General features: G+C 39.3%; 23 protein-coding genes. 10 read left to right on the top strand and 13 right to left on the bottom strand.

Annotation, left to right across the window (positions count from 1 at the left end):
- Positions 1–250: 250 nt before the first annotated feature.
- From rimO to rpmB, 5 genes are all read right to left on the bottom strand, one after another.
- Positions 251–1,588: a 30S ribosomal protein S12 methylthiotransferase RimO gene (gene rimO / locus HPC41_RS03400; protein WP_172392573.1), complete on the bottom strand. Its 1,338-nt coding sequence runs from the start codon at positions 1,586–1,588 to the stop codon at positions 251–253.
- Between the two features lie 147 nt (positions 1,589–1,735).
- Entirely contained in the window at positions 1,736–2,698 is a 963-nt protein-coding gene (gene ftsY / locus HPC41_RS03395; RefSeq protein ID WP_172392572.1) for a signal recognition particle-docking protein FtsY, read from the bottom strand.
- Positions 2,699–2,832: 134 nt separating this feature from the next.
- Entirely contained in the window at positions 2,833–3,000 is a 168-nt protein-coding gene (locus HPC41_RS03390) for a DUF4295 domain-containing protein (protein WP_104384714.1), read from the bottom strand.
- A 53-nt stretch (positions 3,001–3,053) separates the two neighbouring features.
- Entirely contained in the window at positions 3,054–3,236 is a 183-nt protein-coding gene (gene rpmG, locus HPC41_RS03385) for a 50S ribosomal protein L33 (RefSeq protein WP_002998409.1), read from the bottom strand.
- Between the two features lie 78 nt (positions 3,237–3,314).
- A complete protein-coding gene (gene rpmB, locus HPC41_RS03380) occupies positions 3,315–3,548 on the bottom strand; it encodes a 50S ribosomal protein L28 (RefSeq protein WP_046672597.1) in 234 nt (77 codons plus the stop codon).
- 218 nt (positions 3,549–3,766) lie between these two features.
- Here rpmB and HPC41_RS03375 point away from each other — a divergent pair, with 218 nt between their 5' ends.
- From HPC41_RS03375 to HPC41_RS03365, 3 genes are all read left to right on the top strand, one after another.
- A complete protein-coding gene (locus HPC41_RS03375; RefSeq protein ID WP_172392571.1) occupies positions 3,767–4,033 on the top strand; it encodes a signal peptidase in 267 nt (88 codons plus the stop codon).
- On the top strand, positions 4,017–4,739 hold the full coding sequence (gene recO / locus HPC41_RS03370) for a DNA repair protein RecO (protein WP_172392570.1): 723 nt from the start codon (positions 4,017–4,019) through the stop codon (positions 4,737–4,739). The genes HPC41_RS03375 and recO overlap by 17 nt, the downstream gene beginning before the upstream one ends.
- A gap of 260 nt (positions 4,740–4,999) precedes the next feature.
- Complete coding sequence (locus HPC41_RS03365) at positions 5,000–5,533, top strand: DUF805 domain-containing protein (protein WP_172392569.1); 534 nt, start codon at positions 5,000–5,002, stop codon at positions 5,531–5,533.
- Positions 5,534–5,634: 101 nt separating this feature from the next.
- Here HPC41_RS03365 and HPC41_RS03360 read toward each other — a convergent pair whose 3' ends face one another.
- Together HPC41_RS03360 and HPC41_RS03355 are read right to left on the bottom strand one after the other, a co-directional pair.
- Entirely contained in the window at positions 5,635–5,832 is a 198-nt protein-coding gene (locus HPC41_RS03360) for a quinol oxidase subunit 4 (RefSeq protein WP_172392568.1), read from the bottom strand.
- Between the two features lie 114 nt (positions 5,833–5,946).
- Positions 5,947–6,138 (bottom strand): cold-shock protein, encoded by a 192-nt coding sequence (locus HPC41_RS03355; protein ID WP_104384719.1) that lies wholly within the window; start codon positions 6,136–6,138, stop codon positions 5,947–5,949.
- Positions 6,139–6,301: 163 nt separating this feature from the next.
- Here HPC41_RS03355 and HPC41_RS03350 point away from each other — a divergent pair, with 163 nt between their 5' ends.
- From HPC41_RS03350 to gcvT, 6 genes are all read left to right on the top strand, one after another.
- Complete coding sequence (locus tag HPC41_RS03350) at positions 6,302–7,018, top strand: SIMPL domain-containing protein (protein WP_172392567.1); 717 nt, start codon at positions 6,302–6,304, stop codon at positions 7,016–7,018.
- Positions 7,019–7,020: 2 nt separating this feature from the next.
- Complete coding sequence (locus HPC41_RS03345; RefSeq protein WP_172392566.1) at positions 7,021–7,518, top strand: DUF4112 domain-containing protein; 498 nt, start codon at positions 7,021–7,023, stop codon at positions 7,516–7,518.
- 144 nt (positions 7,519–7,662) lie between these two features.
- Positions 7,663–8,031 carry a DUF4359 domain-containing protein gene (locus tag HPC41_RS03340; RefSeq protein WP_172392565.1) on the top strand — a complete coding sequence of 123 codons (369 nt, stop codon included), beginning with the start codon at positions 7,663–7,665 and terminating at the stop codon, positions 8,029–8,031.
- A 1-nt stretch (position 8,032) separates the two neighbouring features.
- Complete coding sequence (locus tag HPC41_RS03335) at positions 8,033–8,725, top strand: pseudouridine synthase (protein ID WP_172392564.1); 693 nt, start codon at positions 8,033–8,035, stop codon at positions 8,723–8,725.
- Positions 8,719–9,537, top strand: coding sequence for a DUF6929 family protein (locus tag HPC41_RS03330; protein WP_172392563.1), 819 nt, complete (start codon positions 8,719–8,721; stop codon positions 9,535–9,537). Before HPC41_RS03335 ends, HPC41_RS03330 begins: the two co-directional genes overlap by 7 nt.
- 80 nt (positions 9,538–9,617) lie before the next feature.
- Positions 9,618–10,700 carry a glycine cleavage system aminomethyltransferase GcvT gene (gene gcvT / locus HPC41_RS03325; RefSeq protein ID WP_172392562.1) on the top strand — a complete coding sequence of 361 codons (1,083 nt, stop codon included), beginning with the start codon at positions 9,618–9,620 and terminating at the stop codon, positions 10,698–10,700.
- 89 nt (positions 10,701–10,789) lie between these two features.
- Here the strand turns inward: gcvT and HPC41_RS03320 are convergent, their stop codons facing one another.
- From HPC41_RS03320 to HPC41_RS03310, 3 genes are read right to left on the bottom strand one after another with little or no spacing between them, the layout of a single operon-like run.
- Entirely contained in the window at positions 10,790–11,032 is a 243-nt protein-coding gene (locus HPC41_RS03320; protein ID WP_172392561.1) for a DUF6358 family protein, read from the bottom strand.
- Between the two features lies 1 nt (position 11,033).
- Positions 11,034–11,330 (bottom strand): PLDc N-terminal domain-containing protein, encoded by a 297-nt coding sequence (locus tag HPC41_RS03315; protein ID WP_172392560.1) that lies wholly within the window; start codon positions 11,328–11,330, stop codon positions 11,034–11,036.
- A gap of 1 nt (position 11,331) precedes the next feature.
- On the bottom strand, positions 11,332–11,646 hold the full coding sequence (locus HPC41_RS03310; RefSeq protein ID WP_070562591.1) for a rhodanese-like domain-containing protein: 315 nt from the start codon (positions 11,644–11,646) through the stop codon (positions 11,332–11,334).
- A gap of 266 nt (positions 11,647–11,912) precedes the next feature.
- Between HPC41_RS03310 and HPC41_RS03305 the strand changes: the two genes are divergently transcribed.
- A complete protein-coding gene (locus HPC41_RS03305; protein WP_172392559.1) occupies positions 11,913–13,217 on the top strand; it encodes a M20/M25/M40 family metallo-hydrolase in 1,305 nt (434 codons plus the stop codon).
- Here the strand turns inward: HPC41_RS03305 and HPC41_RS03300 are convergent.
- From HPC41_RS03300 to HPC41_RS03290, 3 genes are read right to left on the bottom strand one after another with little or no spacing between them, the layout of a single operon-like run.
- On the bottom strand, positions 13,214–13,714 hold the full coding sequence (locus HPC41_RS03300) for a GNAT family N-acetyltransferase (RefSeq protein WP_172392558.1): 501 nt from the start codon (positions 13,712–13,714) through the stop codon (positions 13,214–13,216). The two genes, HPC41_RS03305 and HPC41_RS03300, sit on opposite strands and share 4 nt — an antisense overlap.
- Entirely contained in the window at positions 13,711–14,283 is a 573-nt protein-coding gene (locus HPC41_RS03295; protein ID WP_172392557.1) for a thiamine diphosphokinase, read from the bottom strand. The genes HPC41_RS03300 and HPC41_RS03295 overlap by 4 nt, the downstream gene beginning before the upstream one ends.
- 10 nt (positions 14,284–14,293) lie before the next feature.
- The gene (locus tag HPC41_RS03290; protein WP_172392556.1) at positions 14,294–15,484 is read right to left on the bottom strand and encodes a M20 metallopeptidase family protein; all 1,191 of its coding nucleotides are present in this window, start codon (positions 15,482–15,484) and stop codon (positions 14,294–14,296) included.
- Positions 15,485–15,495 lie beyond the last annotated feature (11 nt).

Genomic DNA, 15,495 nt, shown 5'->3' with positions numbered 1-15,495 from the left:
CCCACTTTTAAATTATATCATTCTATTGACAAATGTCCAAATAGAACCCTCATACTTTCACAGGCACTAACAGCGACATAAATCTACTGAAGGTTTCCCCTGACCAATAACCGAGCCTAGCGAACTCATTGATGCCCCAATGGAAAATTACGAGTCAATAAAAAACAAGCTATTCAAAAAAAGAGCCTCCCTTGTATTTCGGGAGGCTCTTCCTTATATCCTTAAGGACATTTATCGTTCAAATTGCGTCTTATTTTTTGACAATTTCGCCATAGAGATCGAAATCCTCCGCACGATCTATTTTTATCTGAACAAAATCGCCGATCCGCGCATAAGAATCAGCTGCCGAAATCAATACCTCATTGTCCACTTCCGGAGAATCATATTCTGTCCGTCCAATAAAATAATCTCCATCCACACGATCAACCAGCACTTTATAGGTATTACCGACTTTCGATTGATTAATCTCATAAGAAATGCCTTGTTGAACCTCCATAATAGCCTCAACTCGTTCTTCTTTTATTTCTTGTGGAACATTATCCTCCAAGGTATGGGCATGCGTCTTTTCCTCATGGGAATAGGTAAAACAGCCCAAACGGTCAAAACGAGTTTCCTCCACCCATTCCAACATTTCCTGAAAGTCTTGTTCAGTCTCATCCGGATATCCACAGATAAGAGTTGTACGCAACGCAATATCAGGCACCTTGTCGCGAATCGCATTGACAAGATCAATCTGCTTCTGTTTCGTTGTCCCTCTACGCATTGACTTCAACATCGGATCGGAAATATGCTGTAACGGCATATCCAGGTAATTACAGATGTTAGAACGCTCGTTCATTGCATCCAAAATATCCATTGGAAAACCAGAAGGGTAAGCATATTGTAAACGAATCCACTCAATACCGTCTACATCTGATAAATGACGCATCAGGTCTGAAAGATTACGTTTCCCATAGATATCCAATCCATAATAGGTTAAATCTTGCGCTATTAAAATTAATTCTTTGGTTCCGTTTGATGCCAAAAATTTCGCTTCCTTAACCAAGTCATCAATTGATTTGGAAACATGCTTACCACGCATTAATGGTATTGCACAGAATGAACATGGGCGGTTACAACCTTCCGCGATCTTAAAATACGAAAAGTGTGATGGCGTAGTCAATAAACGCTCACCGAGCAATTCATGGCGATAGTCAGCTCCGATAGAGGATAGTAAGTCTGGCAAATCATTTGTCCCAAAATAAGCGTCCACACTAGGAATTTCAGCTTGTAGTTCGGGTTTATAACGTTCAGAAAGGCATCCTGTAACAATTACTTTATTGATCTTGCCTTGGTCCTTTAATTCTGAATATTGTAAAATTGTATCAATAGATTCCTGCTTAGCATTGTCAATAAAGCCACAGGTATTGATGACAACAATATCATTCGCCTGGATATTGGAGGCTTCATGAACTACTTCCATTTGATTACCTTTCAACTGGCCCATCAGCACCTCACTATCGTGAATATTTTTCGAACAGCCCAAAGTAACGACGTTGACACGTGGTTTATTGATCAATGGGACAGGTTTCGTATATTTTGTCTTCATATGATTAGAAGGGTTTGTCAAGAAACAAAAAGGAACTCCTGACTAAGGAAACAAGGTCTTAAACATGTCCATCTATTTCCTCAATCTGATTAATCATCATGCATAGCAAAGAATGACAACCTTATTTCTGACAATAATTTTAATTTTCTATTTGAAAAGGGAGTCTACAAATTCCTTTTTATTAAATAATTGGAGATCGCCTATTTTTTCGCCTACACCGATGTATTTCACTGGGATTTTGAACTGATCGGATATCCCTATAACAACACCGCCTTTGGCTGTTCCATCCAATTTCGTCAGTGCCAATGCGTTTACATCAGTCGCCTGGGTAAATTGCGTACATTGTTCTATGGCATTTTGACCTGTAGAAGCATCTAAGACCAATAAAATTTCATGCGGAGCGCCGGGAACGACTTTTTGCATGACGTTTTTAATCTTGGTCAATTCATTCATTAGACCAACCTTATTATGCAGACGGCCTGCGGTATCAATAATACAGACATCTTCCCCATTTGCTACAGCAGATTTCACTGTATCATAAGCAACCGAAGCAGGATCTGAACCCATAGCTTGCGCCACAACACGTACCCCAACACGCTCGCCCCATAGTTTAAGCTGATCTACAGCCGCAGCGCGAAATGTGTCTGCTGCACCTAACACGACTTTACTTCCCGCTTGTTTAAGCTGATGGGCAAGTTTGCCTATTGTGGTGGTCTTACCCACACCATTCACCCCGACGACCATAATCACATAAGGTTTATGATCCCCGTAATTGAAGTTTTCAAAATCCGAGCTATTATTTTCGGCCAGTAAGGTCTGAATCTCTTCTTTCAGTAAAGTGTTCAGCTCTGAAGTGGAGACATATTTATCTCTGGCAACACGAGCCTGTATACGGTCTATGATTTTTAAAGTCGTCGTAACCCCCACATCAGACGTAACCAAAACCTCTTCCAGATTATCAAGCACATCGTCATCTACGGTAGATTTACCAACCACAGCTTTCGTTATCTTGGAAAGAAATCCTTCTTTGGTTTTTTCCAAACCCTTGTCTAAGGCTTGCTCTTCTTCTTGTGTTTGCGGCTTTTTCTTAAAAAAATCAAATAATCCCATGGAGTGTTTAGTGAAAATTGATGTCCAAATATAAACAAATGTCCTCAACAAAAAAAGCCCTTTCGGTAGGATACCAAAACGGCTATTTTTATCGAATTCTTTTTAAAGAAAAACTTTAAAAAAGGAAAATGCTACTAGTTATTTTTTTGAGCTTCTGCAAGAACGTCTTTCACTTTATCGTTGTGAACCATACCTTCTTTGAAAGTATACGCGCCAGTTTTTGCAGATTTAGTAGTAACAATAACCTTTGTAAATTCTTTACCGCCACCTTTTTGTAACGATGCAACTGCTTTCTTTGCCATGGTATTTAAATATTTTTACTCAGCCCTCTATTGCAAGTGCTAAGATGGGTGAATTACTTAATTTCTTTATGAACAGTAACTTTTCTCAATACTGGATTGAATTTTTTCAGCTCTAAACGCTCAGTTGTGTTCTTTTTGTTTTTAGTAGTGATGTAACGAGACATTCCCGGAAGACCACTTTCTTTGTGTTCAGTACATTCTAAGATAACTTGTACTCTATTTCCTTTTTTAGCCATTGTTTTACTTTATTTTGAATCCTAAATATAGGATTGAAATTCATGAATAATCTTAATGTAACAGGCGATAAATCAATATTAAATTGATCCTTTAACGATAAATTTATTGATCGCAGCTGTAATACCGTTCTTGTTGATAGTTTTGATAGCAGAAGTAGATACTTTCAACGTAATCCAACGATCTTCTTCTGGAATGTAAAAACGTTTAGTTTGTAAATTTGGATAGAATTTACGTTTAGTTTTAACGTTTGAGTGAGAAACGTTATTTCCTGTTAACGCCGCTTTGCCTGTTAAATCACAAATTCTTGACATGATATTATCTTTTTTGTTGTCTTTATTACAATATGTTAATCCTTTGCACTCTCTGCAAAGAGTTTGCAAATATCTATATTTTTTTTTAGATAAGCAACAACATTATAGGAATTATTTTTAAAAATAGTTCTGCACAGAAAGGGTATGAGCAAAAATAAAGCATTTTATTGTATTATATTTGCTCTGTAAACAAAAATAGTTTTCAACAATTCACATTTATGAATAAATATCTTCGCAAGGGCCTAAGAGAAATAATCATCGGTGTGTTATTCGTCGTCCTGGGTTATTACCTCATGGAACAACGATCCAATTGGTACAAATTGGCGATGATCATCGGGGTTATTACATTCAGTATTGGTTTCCTCACATTAATTTATCGAATGATTCGAAAAGTGGACCGCAATGCAATTATTGAAATGCGCGAAGAGGCCCATAAGGAGGAAATTCATAAAAAAGAAAAGGAAGGGGATGCTGAACAAAACTAGAGGTATCGTCTTAAAAACAACGAATTATTCGGAAAGTAGCCTCGTTGCACAGATATATACCGAATCCTTTGGTATGCAATCGTACCTCATTGCCGGCGCACGTAAGCCAAAGGCTAAAATCAAAGCCAATATCTTACAACCGTTGCATCTACTTGAAATTATTGCAACTCATAAGGATAACGGATCATTACAACGTATTTCCGAAGCCCGACAAACGCCGGTATTACAGGAAATACCTTACGATATTATAAAAAGCTCGCTTGCCCTCTTCTTAAATGAAATCCTGTACAAAATATTGAAAGAACAGGAAAGTGATCCTTATTTATTTGAATTTATCCATCAGTCTATCCGATGGTTAGATGAAACTCATTTAAATCTCGCTAATTTTCATCTGGTATTTCTAATCAAACTGACGCGCTTTCTAGGGTTTTACCCAACGGTTTCCAAACGAGCTCTTCCGTATTTTAACCTACATGAAGCAACGTTTTCAAATCTACTTCCGGAACATCCATTCGTCCTTCAGGAACCCCACACGTCAATTTTTCGGAGCCTAACCGAAGCTGAATATTCAAATTGTGACCGGATCAGAATGTCAAGTATAGACAGACAATTTTTATTGGAAAAACTACTCGATTTCTACCGCCTTCACCGCACAAATTTTAGGGAAATAAAATCGTTGTATATATTAGAGGAAATCTTTCGGTAGTATCGCATTGCCGCCATTTTAAGTTCCGTACCGGCAAAATATAAATGTGTCACTTCGGAGTAAGAATAGGTATACCGTCAACAACCTGTAAATGAACAACTAAGCTCAGATCTCTTTTTACACCAGGATTAAATTGTTTGCATTAGCATTCCCATATTAATTGTTCCATCGGATAAATTCTTGGTACATTTATTGTAACAGAATTGTGTTAACAATTGATTTACTAACACATATTTTTCACCTAAAAATCTTAAAATTATATGGAAATTAAAGATTGGTTTTTAAAAGTTGTAAGAGATAACTATGCAAACTTTAATGGGCGTGCTCGTCGTAAAGAATACTGGATGTTCTTTCTGGCAAATGTTATTATCGGCGTAGTATTCGGAATTCTCGGTCAAATTGCAAGTGTATTTTCTTACATTTCATACCTTATAAGTTTAGCGTTGCTTATTCCGGGCATTGCTGTTGCTGTACGAAGATTACACGACACGAATAAATCAGGCTGGTTTTTATTATTGGGTCTTATTCCATTAGTCAACTTATACTTGATTTATCTGATGGTCATTGAAGGCGACAAGGGGCCTAATCAATATGGTCCGGATCCAAAGGCAGAGGAAAATGGAACAAACCATCCATTCAATCAGCCACAAGATCCATTTGGTTCTTCACAACCGAATAACTCCTTTGGAAGTTCACAGCCTGCACAAAATACGGGGAACAATGATCCGTTTGGAAATTCACAAACGCCTCCTTCACCTTCAACACCACCTGCAGATAAAGATCCATTTGCATAGGTCGTTCTAACGGAACAAAAAAAGAGCTTTCATTGTTATGAAAGCTCTTTTTTTGTTTTTTCGATTGCGAAATTTTCCTCGAAAGTGAAAAGTCAGCGAGATCAATGTCTATGTTTCCTTTTCTTCTGTTGTCCGGGAGCAAAATCTTTAGCCGATTGTTCTCCATAATATTTTTTTGCCTGACCTGGAGGCATACCTTTTGGTCCACGCCCATGTCTATGCCCATGATGGGTGGAATAACATGCGGACATTGAAATTGCCATCACCACAGAAAGGATCACTATTAAAGTACGTTTCATGTTAAACTATCTATTTGGAACATTTACGCAATTATCAGTCCAAACTTTTATTTCAATAAAAAAGCCCATGCTTATCGCATGGGCCTTTTCACAATAAATATATCTTGAATCTAATTAGATAACTCTTACATTTACCGCATTAAGACCTTTACGGCCTTGTTCAACTTCGTAAGATACATTGTCATTCTCACGAACTTTGTCAATTAATCCAGAAACGTGAACAAAAATCTCGCTCTCGCCTGAATTAGGGATGATGAAACCGAAACCTTTGGTCTCATTAAAGAATTTTACTTTACCTTCTTGCATGGCACTATTTTATTAATTTCCCTAAAGGTATAGAAATAAAATCAAAAATCTTAACGTTTTTATTTTTTTTATCCGTTAAACTATTTTGTCTACTTTGGCTCCAATCTTGTAGCAATGCGATAATAGCAATCGTATTATTATAATAACTTTAAGATAGTAAAACATGAAAAAAATATTATTAGGACTGACTTTTTTAGGTTTGATGACAACACTAAATGCTCAACAAATGGTAAATAAAGAATTTGTATCCACAGTGGGTCGTGCAGAAGAAGAAGTAACCCCGGACATCATCTATATAGATGTTACACTGAAGGAATTTTATGACAATGGAAACACCAAGAAAAAGGTTGCCATAGACAAGTTAGAAAAAGATCTCTTCGACTCTGCAACAAAAGCCGGTGTTAAAAAAGAAGATTTTACGATCCAGAATATCTGGAGTTACAATACACCGGAAAAAAAGAAAAAGGATACCGATATTCTGCTTTCCAGACAATACCGCATTAAGGTTACTAACCTAAACAATTTAGACCAATTGTTGGATGGTGTTGACAGAGCAGGCATTCAGAACACTTACATCAGTGAATACGATTACTCGAAGAAAAAAGAACTTGAAAAGACCTTAAAAACGAAAGCTGTATTGGATGCGAAGGCGAATGCGCAGATTCTTGCCGAAGCAGCCGGACAAAAAATCGGTAAAGCGATCGTACTTTCGGAAACACCGCAACAGATTATCTTTGGTGTTCAACCAATGATGCGTAATGCAATGTATAAAGGCGCCATGGCTGAAGCGGCAGACGCTGCCGGTGAAAATGGCCTTGACTTAAATATCAGACCAATGAAAGTAACGAGCGAAATCAGCGCTTCTTTCGAACTATTATAATCATGCAGAGGGAATTATCTCCAGAAGATAAGAAGAAACAAATCGACCAAGATTTCGGTTGGATCAACCGAATATCTTGGTTAATGGATAATCAGTTCAAGATTGGCAACTTCCGGTTCGGACTGGATCCAATTTTGAATCTGATTCCCTTAGGCGGAGCTATTGCCGGTTTCGGTACATCACTTGTCCTGGTCATCGCCATGTGGCGGAATGGGGCAAGTCCTAAATTAGTGATCCGTATGCTGCTTAATATCAGCCTTGATGCGATCTTAGGAAGCATCCCTTTTCTAGGGAATATTTTCGATTTTTACAGCAAAGCCAATGAAAAGAATATCAAATTGCTGCGCGAGCACTATTATGAGGGCCGGCACAAAGGTTCGGGCATCGGTATTATCTTAACAATAGTATTGATCCTATTTATCTTAATAGCTGGCGTTTGTTACCTGATCTGGACGTTCTTTTCCTGGGCATTTTCGCTGTTAAATGGAATTTCTTTCTAAGAGCCGCTCTTTTCACACCGTTTTCCTTCGCCGCACAGCCTCGATATAAAAACAATTGTGCATATCTAATATCTATTTAATAATTTTGATAGCGGTAGATCCAGTTGTGACACGATCTCTCAACACTAATTTTAGCATTAAAAAATGAGCAAAAAAAGAATATTTGCCCTGCTTCTGATTGTCATCATGCTGGCGGCCATCCTGACAAACCCGAGCAAAGAGGAACATGAAAAAATTGTCCGTGCAAAGGCTGAGCAATTACTGAAGAGTCAGCTTCATGCGAAAGACCAGGCTTTTTTTGGATTGGGAATGCAACTTTTCGGCAACAAATTAGTAGACGATTTTGTCAAGAATTCCATTGTTGTAGAAAATTACTATCTTTTCTCTCTCACTAAGATCAAATGGCAAGGCACAGAACAGATTATCGGCGGTGGCGCGTTTAAACAGATTTGGTTGAGTCCCAAGATTGATGAAAAAGCAGATGAAATCATCGCAGCACTGAAAAAAGTCTAATATGTCCTTAGAAATTCTTTACGAAGATGAATCCATTGTGGCGATCAATAAGCCGCATGGTCTTTTGGTACATCGTTCATCCATTGCGCGTGACACGTCCGAATTTGCTCTTCAACTACTACGTGACCAGCTGGGCAAAACCGTATACCCTGCTCATCGCCTGGACCGTAAAACTGGCGGAGTTCTTTTGTTTTCGCTGAACAAAGAAACGGATCAATACCTACAAAAAAGTTTTCAGGAACATCAAATTGATAAAAAATACCTTGCTATGCTCCGAGGGTTTGCTCCTGAGGAAGGGATTATCGACTATCCTTTGAAAAAGGAAAATGGCACATTACAAGATGCACAGACATCGTTCCGATTATTAGCCAAGAGTGAACTCGATATTCCTTTCGGGAAATTTCCAACTTCAAGGTACAGTCTTATTGAAGCCAATCCACTTACAGGGCGCATGCATCAATTACGGCGTCATTTTGCGCATATCTTTTACCCCATTATCGGCGATCGTCCGCATGGCTGCAATAAACAAAATAAATTCTGGAAAGAGAACTACCAGATGGATACCATGCTATTGCATGCCTCGGAAGTGACCTTCAAACATCCTTTGTCGGGTGAGACCATTCATATAACCGCTCCCATCCAATCCGATTTCCAGAAAGTACTTGGAATCCTAAACATACACGTACTATGTTAAAATTAATTCTCGAAGCATTTATCAGCATATCTGGTATCACAGCGGCATCTGGTATTGTCTATCATAATGATGAGCTTCATATTGTCTCGGACAACAGCAATTATCTGTATAGCTATAACCTCACTCAGCAACACCTATCCAAAACAGCCTTAATGGAAGCTGACCCCATGGAAAATATCAGCAAAGCGAATAAAATGGATCTTGAATCCATTACTTTTGATGGCAACCGCTACTATCTCTATGGCTCGGGGTCCACTGAAAAAAGAAACAATCGTTTTATTTGGGATGGAAACAAGGTTGTAAAGGAAGACTACAGCAAAATCTACGCGCATTTAATGCAGAAATTTAAGATCAGTAAAGAGGACTTTAACATTGAGGGGGTGGTTCATATTGGTGACCGGATATTGTTGTTTAATAGGGGCAATGGCCCGCAAGGAATCAATGTAATTTTAGAATACAACGGTAAAGCTGAAGATAAATCGCGGTGTATTCCAGTTGAATTACCGACGATAAGGGGAATCAGTACTGGTTTTTCGGATGCCACACTGGTCGGTGAAGACATTTATTTCATCGCGACCGCGGAGGATGCGAAATCGACCTATCTTGACGGCGAGATCGCAGGCTCATTACTTGGGAAAATATCAGCTGATCTGTCGTCCGAGCCTGAAGTATTCCAAATCCCCGGAAATCATAAATTCGAAGGCATCACCTTCAAGGAGAAAACCGATAAGGGTTTAATTTTCCTGCTATGCGAAGATACGGATACAGAAAACGCTGAACTGACTGTTTATTCATTGAATGTAACGAATTAAATCGTTTGTTCTAAAAGAGATTCAAAGCTAGGAATCACGTATATTTTATTAAATTTGCAATTGATTAAAACTTAATTTTTATGTTAAAAAATACTGCCCTTTCGGAGACGCACATTGCTTTAGGAGCAAAGATGGTTCCCTTCGCAGGCTTCAACATGCCGGTACAATATACTGGTATCAATGATGAGCACGAAACAGTTCGTACAGGTGTAGGAGTTTTTGATGTAAGCCACATGGGTGAATTCATCCTCAAAGGTGAAAAGGCCCTGGATCTTCTTCAAAAAATCTCTTCAAACGACGTGTCGAAATTATATGACGGCAAAGTTCAATATGCTTATATTCCAAACGAAACTGGCGGTGTAGTAGACGATTTTCTGACATACCGAATAGACGATAAGACCTATTTTTTGGTTGTCAATGCGTCCAATATTGAGAAAGACTGGAATTGGATTTCCAAATACAATACTGATGGTGTGGAAATGAAAAATATTTCTGACCAGACTTCTTTATTTGCCGTTCAGGGTCCTAAAGCAGCGGATGCATTACAATCGCTGACAGATATCGAGCTCGCGCCAATGGAATACTATACCTTTGCTAAAGGTACTTTTGCCGGAGTAGATAACGTATTGGTATCCGCTACAGGCTATACAGGTGCTGGGGGGTTCGAGATTTACGTGGCCAATGAAGATGCACAAAAAGTTTGGGATGCTATTTTTGAAGCCGGAAAAGCTTACGGAATCAAACCGATCGGATTGGGTGCCCGCGATACCTTACGTCTAGAAATGGGTTTCTGCCTTTATGGAAATGACATCGACGACAATACTTCTCCTCTAGAGGCTGGGTTAGGTTGGGTAACTAAGTTCACGAAAGACTTTGTCAACTCGGCTGCACTGAAAGCTGAAAAAGACGCTGGACTTAAAAAGAAACTGGTCGGCTTTGAAATGATCGACAGAGGTATCCCTCGTCACGATTACGAGATCGTAGATGTTGAAGGTAATGTGATCGGTCGGGTTACTTCCGGAACGCAATCTCCTACATTGAAAAAATCGGTTGGTTTGGGTTACGTAGATACTGCCTTCGCAAAAGACGGTACAGATATTTTTATCCATATCCGCAATCAAAAAGTGAAAGCAAAAGTAACAAAACCTCCTTTTGTAAAATAATAACAGGAGTAGAGAGCAATAATATATAAAAAGAGCAGAAAATGGTCATTTTCTGCTCTTTTTATATATTATAGGTAAGAAACTCGCTTCTATTTATTTTTTCCCTTCGTCTGCTTGGTGGCATATTGCTGCTTTTTCTCGCGATCTTTCTCCTGAATCACCACTTTTATGCGTTTGCTTAAGACAACCTTAAGGTAAATAAGTACCACCAAAAATGCGATTGACAATCCGGTCACCAGCATATTTCCGGCTTTATATCCTTCAAATCCACAATACGCCAAAAATACAATGGCCAAGTTCAATACAATATTCAGTATAAAATATTTTGTCATATTACTTTTCTGTTAATCCTAATACACGCGGTCGCCACACAAAGAAATAGAAAATTCCACCGATAATATTAAGCAGTACGATAGCCAGTGCCATCAACATCCGCTTACCATTGGAAATCGTCCTGGAAAGCATAATTTCCCGCAAGACCAATATCACCCACAAAAGGGACAATAGAATAGAGAGACTACCTAATATGGGAAAAATACCTAAGCTTAATAGCCGGGTCAATAGGGCTACAATATAAAAAGCAAGACTAAACAAGAAAGCCTGTTTAGTCTGATGCTCTAAGTTTTTCATATTAATAAACGTCTAACTCTGGATCGATTTCCTCTTTCCAGGCCAAGATGCCGCCTTTTAAATTTGCTAAATTGTCGAAACCTTGTTGTTCCAATAACATAATTGCCTGCGCCGAACGTTTTCCAGAACGACATTGAACGATAACAGGTTTGTCTTTGGCGATTTTATCTGCCTCGATCAGGATCCCTGATAGTGGAATATTCAAACCGTTCAAATTTGAAACCTCATATTCAAATGACTCACGCACATCAATCAATTGAAAATCTTCATTGTTATCGATCTTATTCTTTAATTCCTGTACAGATACTTCTTTCATTGTCAAAAAATTTATAATCAAATATACTACATTTTTTTCTGAATTGTCTGTCTTCAAAGGCCATCAAGAACATTCGTGACTGTTGCTAATTCAAAGGAACCACGAAAGCTTTATTGAATGCATCTTTTTCCTGAAGGACAAACAACCTTCATTTCACCTTTTATCGCTTTGAGGGTAAAGATAATAGGTCTTAATTGAAGACTAGCGCGAATTTCCACAAAATTTACGGGCGAAATCAGTATCTTCATCCGAACATTACTAACTTTATGAATTCAGTACCCAAAATATTTTTAACATTCGCATTGATTGCCCTATCTTCCATTACCGTTGGACAGCAAGTGATTTCTGAACAACAGCGTCAGGATGTGGACCGTATCTTAAATACCTTGGCATCGGATGATATGCGTGGACGATCGGCTCTGACAAAAGACATTGAGCCAGCGGCAGATTTTATCGCAGTGGAGATGAAAAAAATAGGACTCAAGCCCTACGCCGAAGAATCTTTCAGGCAAACATTCCAACTGGACAAGCTCTCGCCCAAAAGCAACGTCGCGACGATCAATAAAAAGGCAGTACCGGCTGAGCATGTCATATCGTTGGGTAACCACGTAGAGCTCAAATGGGACGAAAAAAGTCCTGTGAAAGTCGTTTATATTGCATCCGGCGCAGATTTCTCCCAGGCCTTTCGGGAGCATTCCCTATCCAAAGAAAATACGCTTGTACTAGTAGACCCTTCATTTGAAGCTTCTTTTGTTCGTTTTAGCCAAATGCTGAACAAACCCAAATTTATTGAAGATCCGGGCGCACAAAAACCTTCGATAGTCTACCTGCTGACGAAGGAAAAACCAAAAACACTCCACATCCATATCGAACGGGATCTTGAGCACTTCCCGCTTTTTAATGTAGCCGGTGTTATCCCCGGAAAGAGTAAACCCGATGAGTACGTCATCTTTTCTGGGCATTATGACCATATTGGTATATTACCTGCCGTAGGACAAGATTCTATTGCCAATGGAGCCGATGATGACGCATCAGGAGTAACAGCGATGTTGACACTGGCGGATTACTACAAAAAGAAAAACAGCAATGAAAGGACTCTTATTTTTGTGGCATTTACAGCCGAAGAACTCGGCATGTATGGTTCAAAATATTTTTCCAACCATATCAATGCGGATCAGGTCGTGGCGATGATCAACATGGAAATGATCGGAAAAGATTCAAAATTTGGTCCTAATTCGGTCTATATAACAGGCTATGATCACTCGGATCTAGGTAAATTAATGCAGGAAAATCTAAAGAACACGACTTTCAAATTTTATCCTGATCCTTACACAAAACAGAATTTATTCTATCGCAGTGATAATGCCGTGTTAGCGGCAAAAGGTGTTCCCGCACATTCGTTTTCTACCTCCCAAATGGACAAAGATGAGTATTACCATACGGTAAAGGATGAAGTCAGCACCTTAAACGTTCAAAATATTATTTCCAGTATCGAAGCAATTGCTATCGGTACTTCAGGCATTGTGGAAGGCAAACAAACGCCTTCACGCGTGGAAAAATTAAAAGACTAAGAAGAGACTGTACGATCTATTGCCCGCTGCATGACATAATCATTCAATACATAATCATAATAAGGAATATCAACAGTTTCGACAACCTGAAAGCCCTGCTTTAAATAGAAATGATAAGCAGGGTTATTTCTATTGACATTGAGTTCCAGAATATCCTTGCCTTTGGTTTTTGCTTTGTCAATGGCAAAATCAATCAAAGCTTTCCCGAAACCTTTTCCCTGTACATCGGGCATCAAATAGAGCTTTTCAATCCGGAGTTTATCTGCAAAAGTTTTCAGTGCAACAAAGCCCTGGCCGATACCATCTTCCTTCAAAATATAAAAAAACTGTCCATTTACCATTCCCTCAGCTAAGCCCTCAACAGTATAGCTTTTCTCCAGCATAAAATCAATCTGTTCTTTTGAAAGTATTTTTCCATATGCGTCCGGCCATATGATATGAGCCATATTGGAAATACTACGGATGTCCGTCTGTTCGGCTAATTCTATCGTTATCATGCGATCGTCTCTCCTATTAAAATATATTTCGAATTCGAAAATCCTAGTTTAAATAAGCCGTCCTTTTCTGTTTGATAAAGACCCGCCCCAATTTTTCTCAGACCTTCTGTCATAATTTCTTCGCCTTGGGCATCTATTTTTAGCTGTTCGCCGCCTGCTTTCCATTTTGTAAATCCAGTACGAACAAAGTAATAGCGCATCCCCTGCGCTAACAATACGATGTTGATCAGGTCCAAATAGTACTGATAGTGAGCAAGGCCTATTTGATCCGTAATAATATTGACTGCCTTATACTGATGTTCAACGAGATATTCAATAGCGGACTGTAAAAAATTAGCACGATAGGGGATGACTTTTAAATTTTCCTGGAGGGGCTCTATATGGTTCTGCGCAAAAACAATATCAAACTTGTATCTTCTCGCAGCCAGTTGATCAATCAGATTATTTTCTATGACAATAGATGGGCTCCATTCAAGTAGTTGTCCCAAATTTTCTTCATCAATCAGAAAAAGATCTTCAATCAGCAGAGCAGGTTCCTGGTTTTCACGAACAATATGATGCGATGACATTTCGAAAGATTTAATACCCTAATCTGCGCAAGGTGATGTAAGCCATCAAACCCGTACTGAGCTCCAGCGAAGATTCATCGACATCGAATGTAGGTGTATGCACCGCAGAAGTTATTCCTTTCGTCTTATTTCCTGTACCTAATCGGTAGAAACAAGCATTGATTTCTTGCGAGTAGTAAGAAAAATCTTCCGCAGCTGGCCAAAGGTCCAAATCCACGACATTTTCTTTTCCAAGATATTCCTCTGCAAAAGTGCGCGCACTCCGAGTTAGTTCAGGCTCATTGATCAAGAATGGATAGCCTTTGCGAACTTCGAAGTCGCAGGTAGCGCCCATACTTTCGGCGATTCCGACAGCCATTTTTACCATCGTCTCATGTGCCTCAGCACGCCATTGCTCGTCGAATGTTCGGAACGTACCTTCGAGATACACTTGGTCAGGGACTATATTTGTCGCACCGTTAGCGATGATTTTACCAAAGGACAGGACTGTTGGCGTGCGTGGATCTGCAAAACGGCTCGCAATCTGTTGCAAAGCAGTAATAATATGTGCTGTGATCACAATCGGATCAATATTCTGATGCGGATGTGCACCGTGTCCCCCCCGACCCTTTACGGTCATAAATAACTCATCACAGGAAGCCATATATTTGCCTTCACGAAAGCCGACTTTGCCCACCTCAATAAAGGGCATGACATGCTGGCCTATTATCGCAGAAGGTGCCGGATTTTGTAGTGCTCCTTCTTTGATCATAAGGGATGCTCCACCGGGCAAACGTTCTTCTCCGGGCTGAAAGATTAATTTCACCGTCCCACCAAATTCGGCTTTCAGGCTATGTAATATCTTTGCGGTTCCCAACAACGAGGACGTATGTACATCATGGCCACAAGCATGCATGACTCCGGGAGTATTGGATCCATAAGGTCGTCCTTCGACTTCCTGAATAGGTAATGCATCCATATCCGCGCGCAAGGCGATTACTTCATCTGAAGCGAGTTCACCTTTAATTAACGCCACGATACCTGTGTCTGCTTTTACTTCGTAAGGGATGCCTAATTGATCCAGCTGCGCCTTTACAAATGCCGAAGTATTATATTCTTCAAAGGAAAGTTCAGGATTTTGATGAAGATGTCTACGGTTAGCGACTGTATCTTCAAAATATTGGTGGGCTAAGGCCAGGACTTTTTCTTTCGTACTTGCCATGAGGTTGTTTG

Origin of the sequence: Sphingobacterium prati (assembly GCF_013167215.1) — a bacterium.
Classification (GTDB): Bacteria; Bacteroidota; Bacteroidia; order Sphingobacteriales; family Sphingobacteriaceae; genus Sphingobacterium; species Sphingobacterium prati.
This window is presented reverse-complemented; position numbering and strand designations above follow the sequence as displayed.

What these genes read in the sequence shown, in the direction of transcription:
- rimO (WP_172392573.1), bottom strand. Translation starts at nt 1,588, where the DNA reads ATGAAGACAAAATATACGAAACCTGTCCCATTGATCAATAAACCACGT.
- ftsY (WP_172392572.1), bottom strand. Translation starts at nt 2,698, where the DNA reads ATGGGATTATTTGATTTTTTTAAGAAAAAGCCGCAAACACAAGAAGAA.
- HPC41_RS03390 (WP_104384714.1), bottom strand. Translation starts at nt 3,000, where the DNA reads ATGGCAAAGAAAGCAGTTGCATCGTTACAAAAAGGTGGCGGTAAAGAA.
- rpmG (WP_002998409.1), bottom strand. Translation starts at nt 3,236, where the DNA reads ATGGCTAAAAAAGGAAATAGAGTACAAGTTATCTTAGAATGTACTGAA.
- rpmB (WP_046672597.1), bottom strand. Translation starts at nt 3,548, where the DNA reads ATGTCAAGAATTTGTGATTTAACAGGCAAAGCGGCGTTAACAGGAAAT.
- HPC41_RS03375 (WP_172392571.1), top strand. Translation starts at nt 3,767, where the DNA reads ATGAATAAATATCTTCGCAAGGGCCTAAGAGAAATAATCATCGGTGTG.
- recO (WP_172392570.1), top strand. Translation starts at nt 4,017, where the DNA reads ATGCTGAACAAAACTAGAGGTATCGTCTTAAAAACAACGAATTATTCG.
- HPC41_RS03365 (WP_172392569.1), top strand. Translation starts at nt 5,000, where the DNA reads ATGGAAATTAAAGATTGGTTTTTAAAAGTTGTAAGAGATAACTATGCA.
- HPC41_RS03360 (WP_172392568.1), bottom strand. Translation starts at nt 5,832, where the DNA reads ATGAAACGTACTTTAATAGTGATCCTTTCTGTGGTGATGGCAATTTCA.
- HPC41_RS03355 (WP_104384719.1), bottom strand. Translation starts at nt 6,138, where the DNA reads ATGCAAGAAGGTAAAGTAAAATTCTTTAATGAGACCAAAGGTTTCGGT.
- HPC41_RS03350 (WP_172392567.1), top strand. Translation starts at nt 6,302, where the DNA reads ATGAAAAAAATATTATTAGGACTGACTTTTTTAGGTTTGATGACAACA.
- HPC41_RS03345 (WP_172392566.1), top strand. Translation starts at nt 7,021, where the DNA reads ATGCAGAGGGAATTATCTCCAGAAGATAAGAAGAAACAAATCGACCAA.
- HPC41_RS03340 (WP_172392565.1), top strand. Translation starts at nt 7,663, where the DNA reads ATGAGCAAAAAAAGAATATTTGCCCTGCTTCTGATTGTCATCATGCTG.
- HPC41_RS03335 (WP_172392564.1), top strand. Translation starts at nt 8,033, where the DNA reads ATGTCCTTAGAAATTCTTTACGAAGATGAATCCATTGTGGCGATCAAT.
- HPC41_RS03330 (WP_172392563.1), top strand. Translation starts at nt 8,719, where the DNA reads ATGTTAAAATTAATTCTCGAAGCATTTATCAGCATATCTGGTATCACA.
- gcvT (WP_172392562.1), top strand. Translation starts at nt 9,618, where the DNA reads ATGTTAAAAAATACTGCCCTTTCGGAGACGCACATTGCTTTAGGAGCA.
- HPC41_RS03320 (WP_172392561.1), bottom strand. Translation starts at nt 11,032, where the DNA reads ATGACAAAATATTTTATACTGAATATTGTATTGAACTTGGCCATTGTA.
- HPC41_RS03315 (WP_172392560.1), bottom strand. Translation starts at nt 11,330, where the DNA reads ATGAAAAACTTAGAGCATCAGACTAAACAGGCTTTCTTGTTTAGTCTT.
- HPC41_RS03310 (WP_070562591.1), bottom strand. Translation starts at nt 11,646, where the DNA reads ATGAAAGAAGTATCTGTACAGGAATTAAAGAATAAGATCGATAACAAT.
- HPC41_RS03305 (WP_172392559.1), top strand. Translation starts at nt 11,913, where the DNA reads ATGAATTCAGTACCCAAAATATTTTTAACATTCGCATTGATTGCCCTA.
- HPC41_RS03300 (WP_172392558.1), bottom strand. Translation starts at nt 13,714, where the DNA reads ATGATAACGATAGAATTAGCCGAACAGACGGACATCCGTAGTATTTCC.
- HPC41_RS03295 (WP_172392557.1), bottom strand. Translation starts at nt 14,283, where the DNA reads ATGTCATCGCATCATATTGTTCGTGAAAACCAGGAACCTGCTCTGCTG.
- HPC41_RS03290 (WP_172392556.1), bottom strand. Translation starts at nt 15,484, where the DNA reads ATGGCAAGTACGAAAGAAAAAGTCCTGGCCTTAGCCCACCAATATTTT.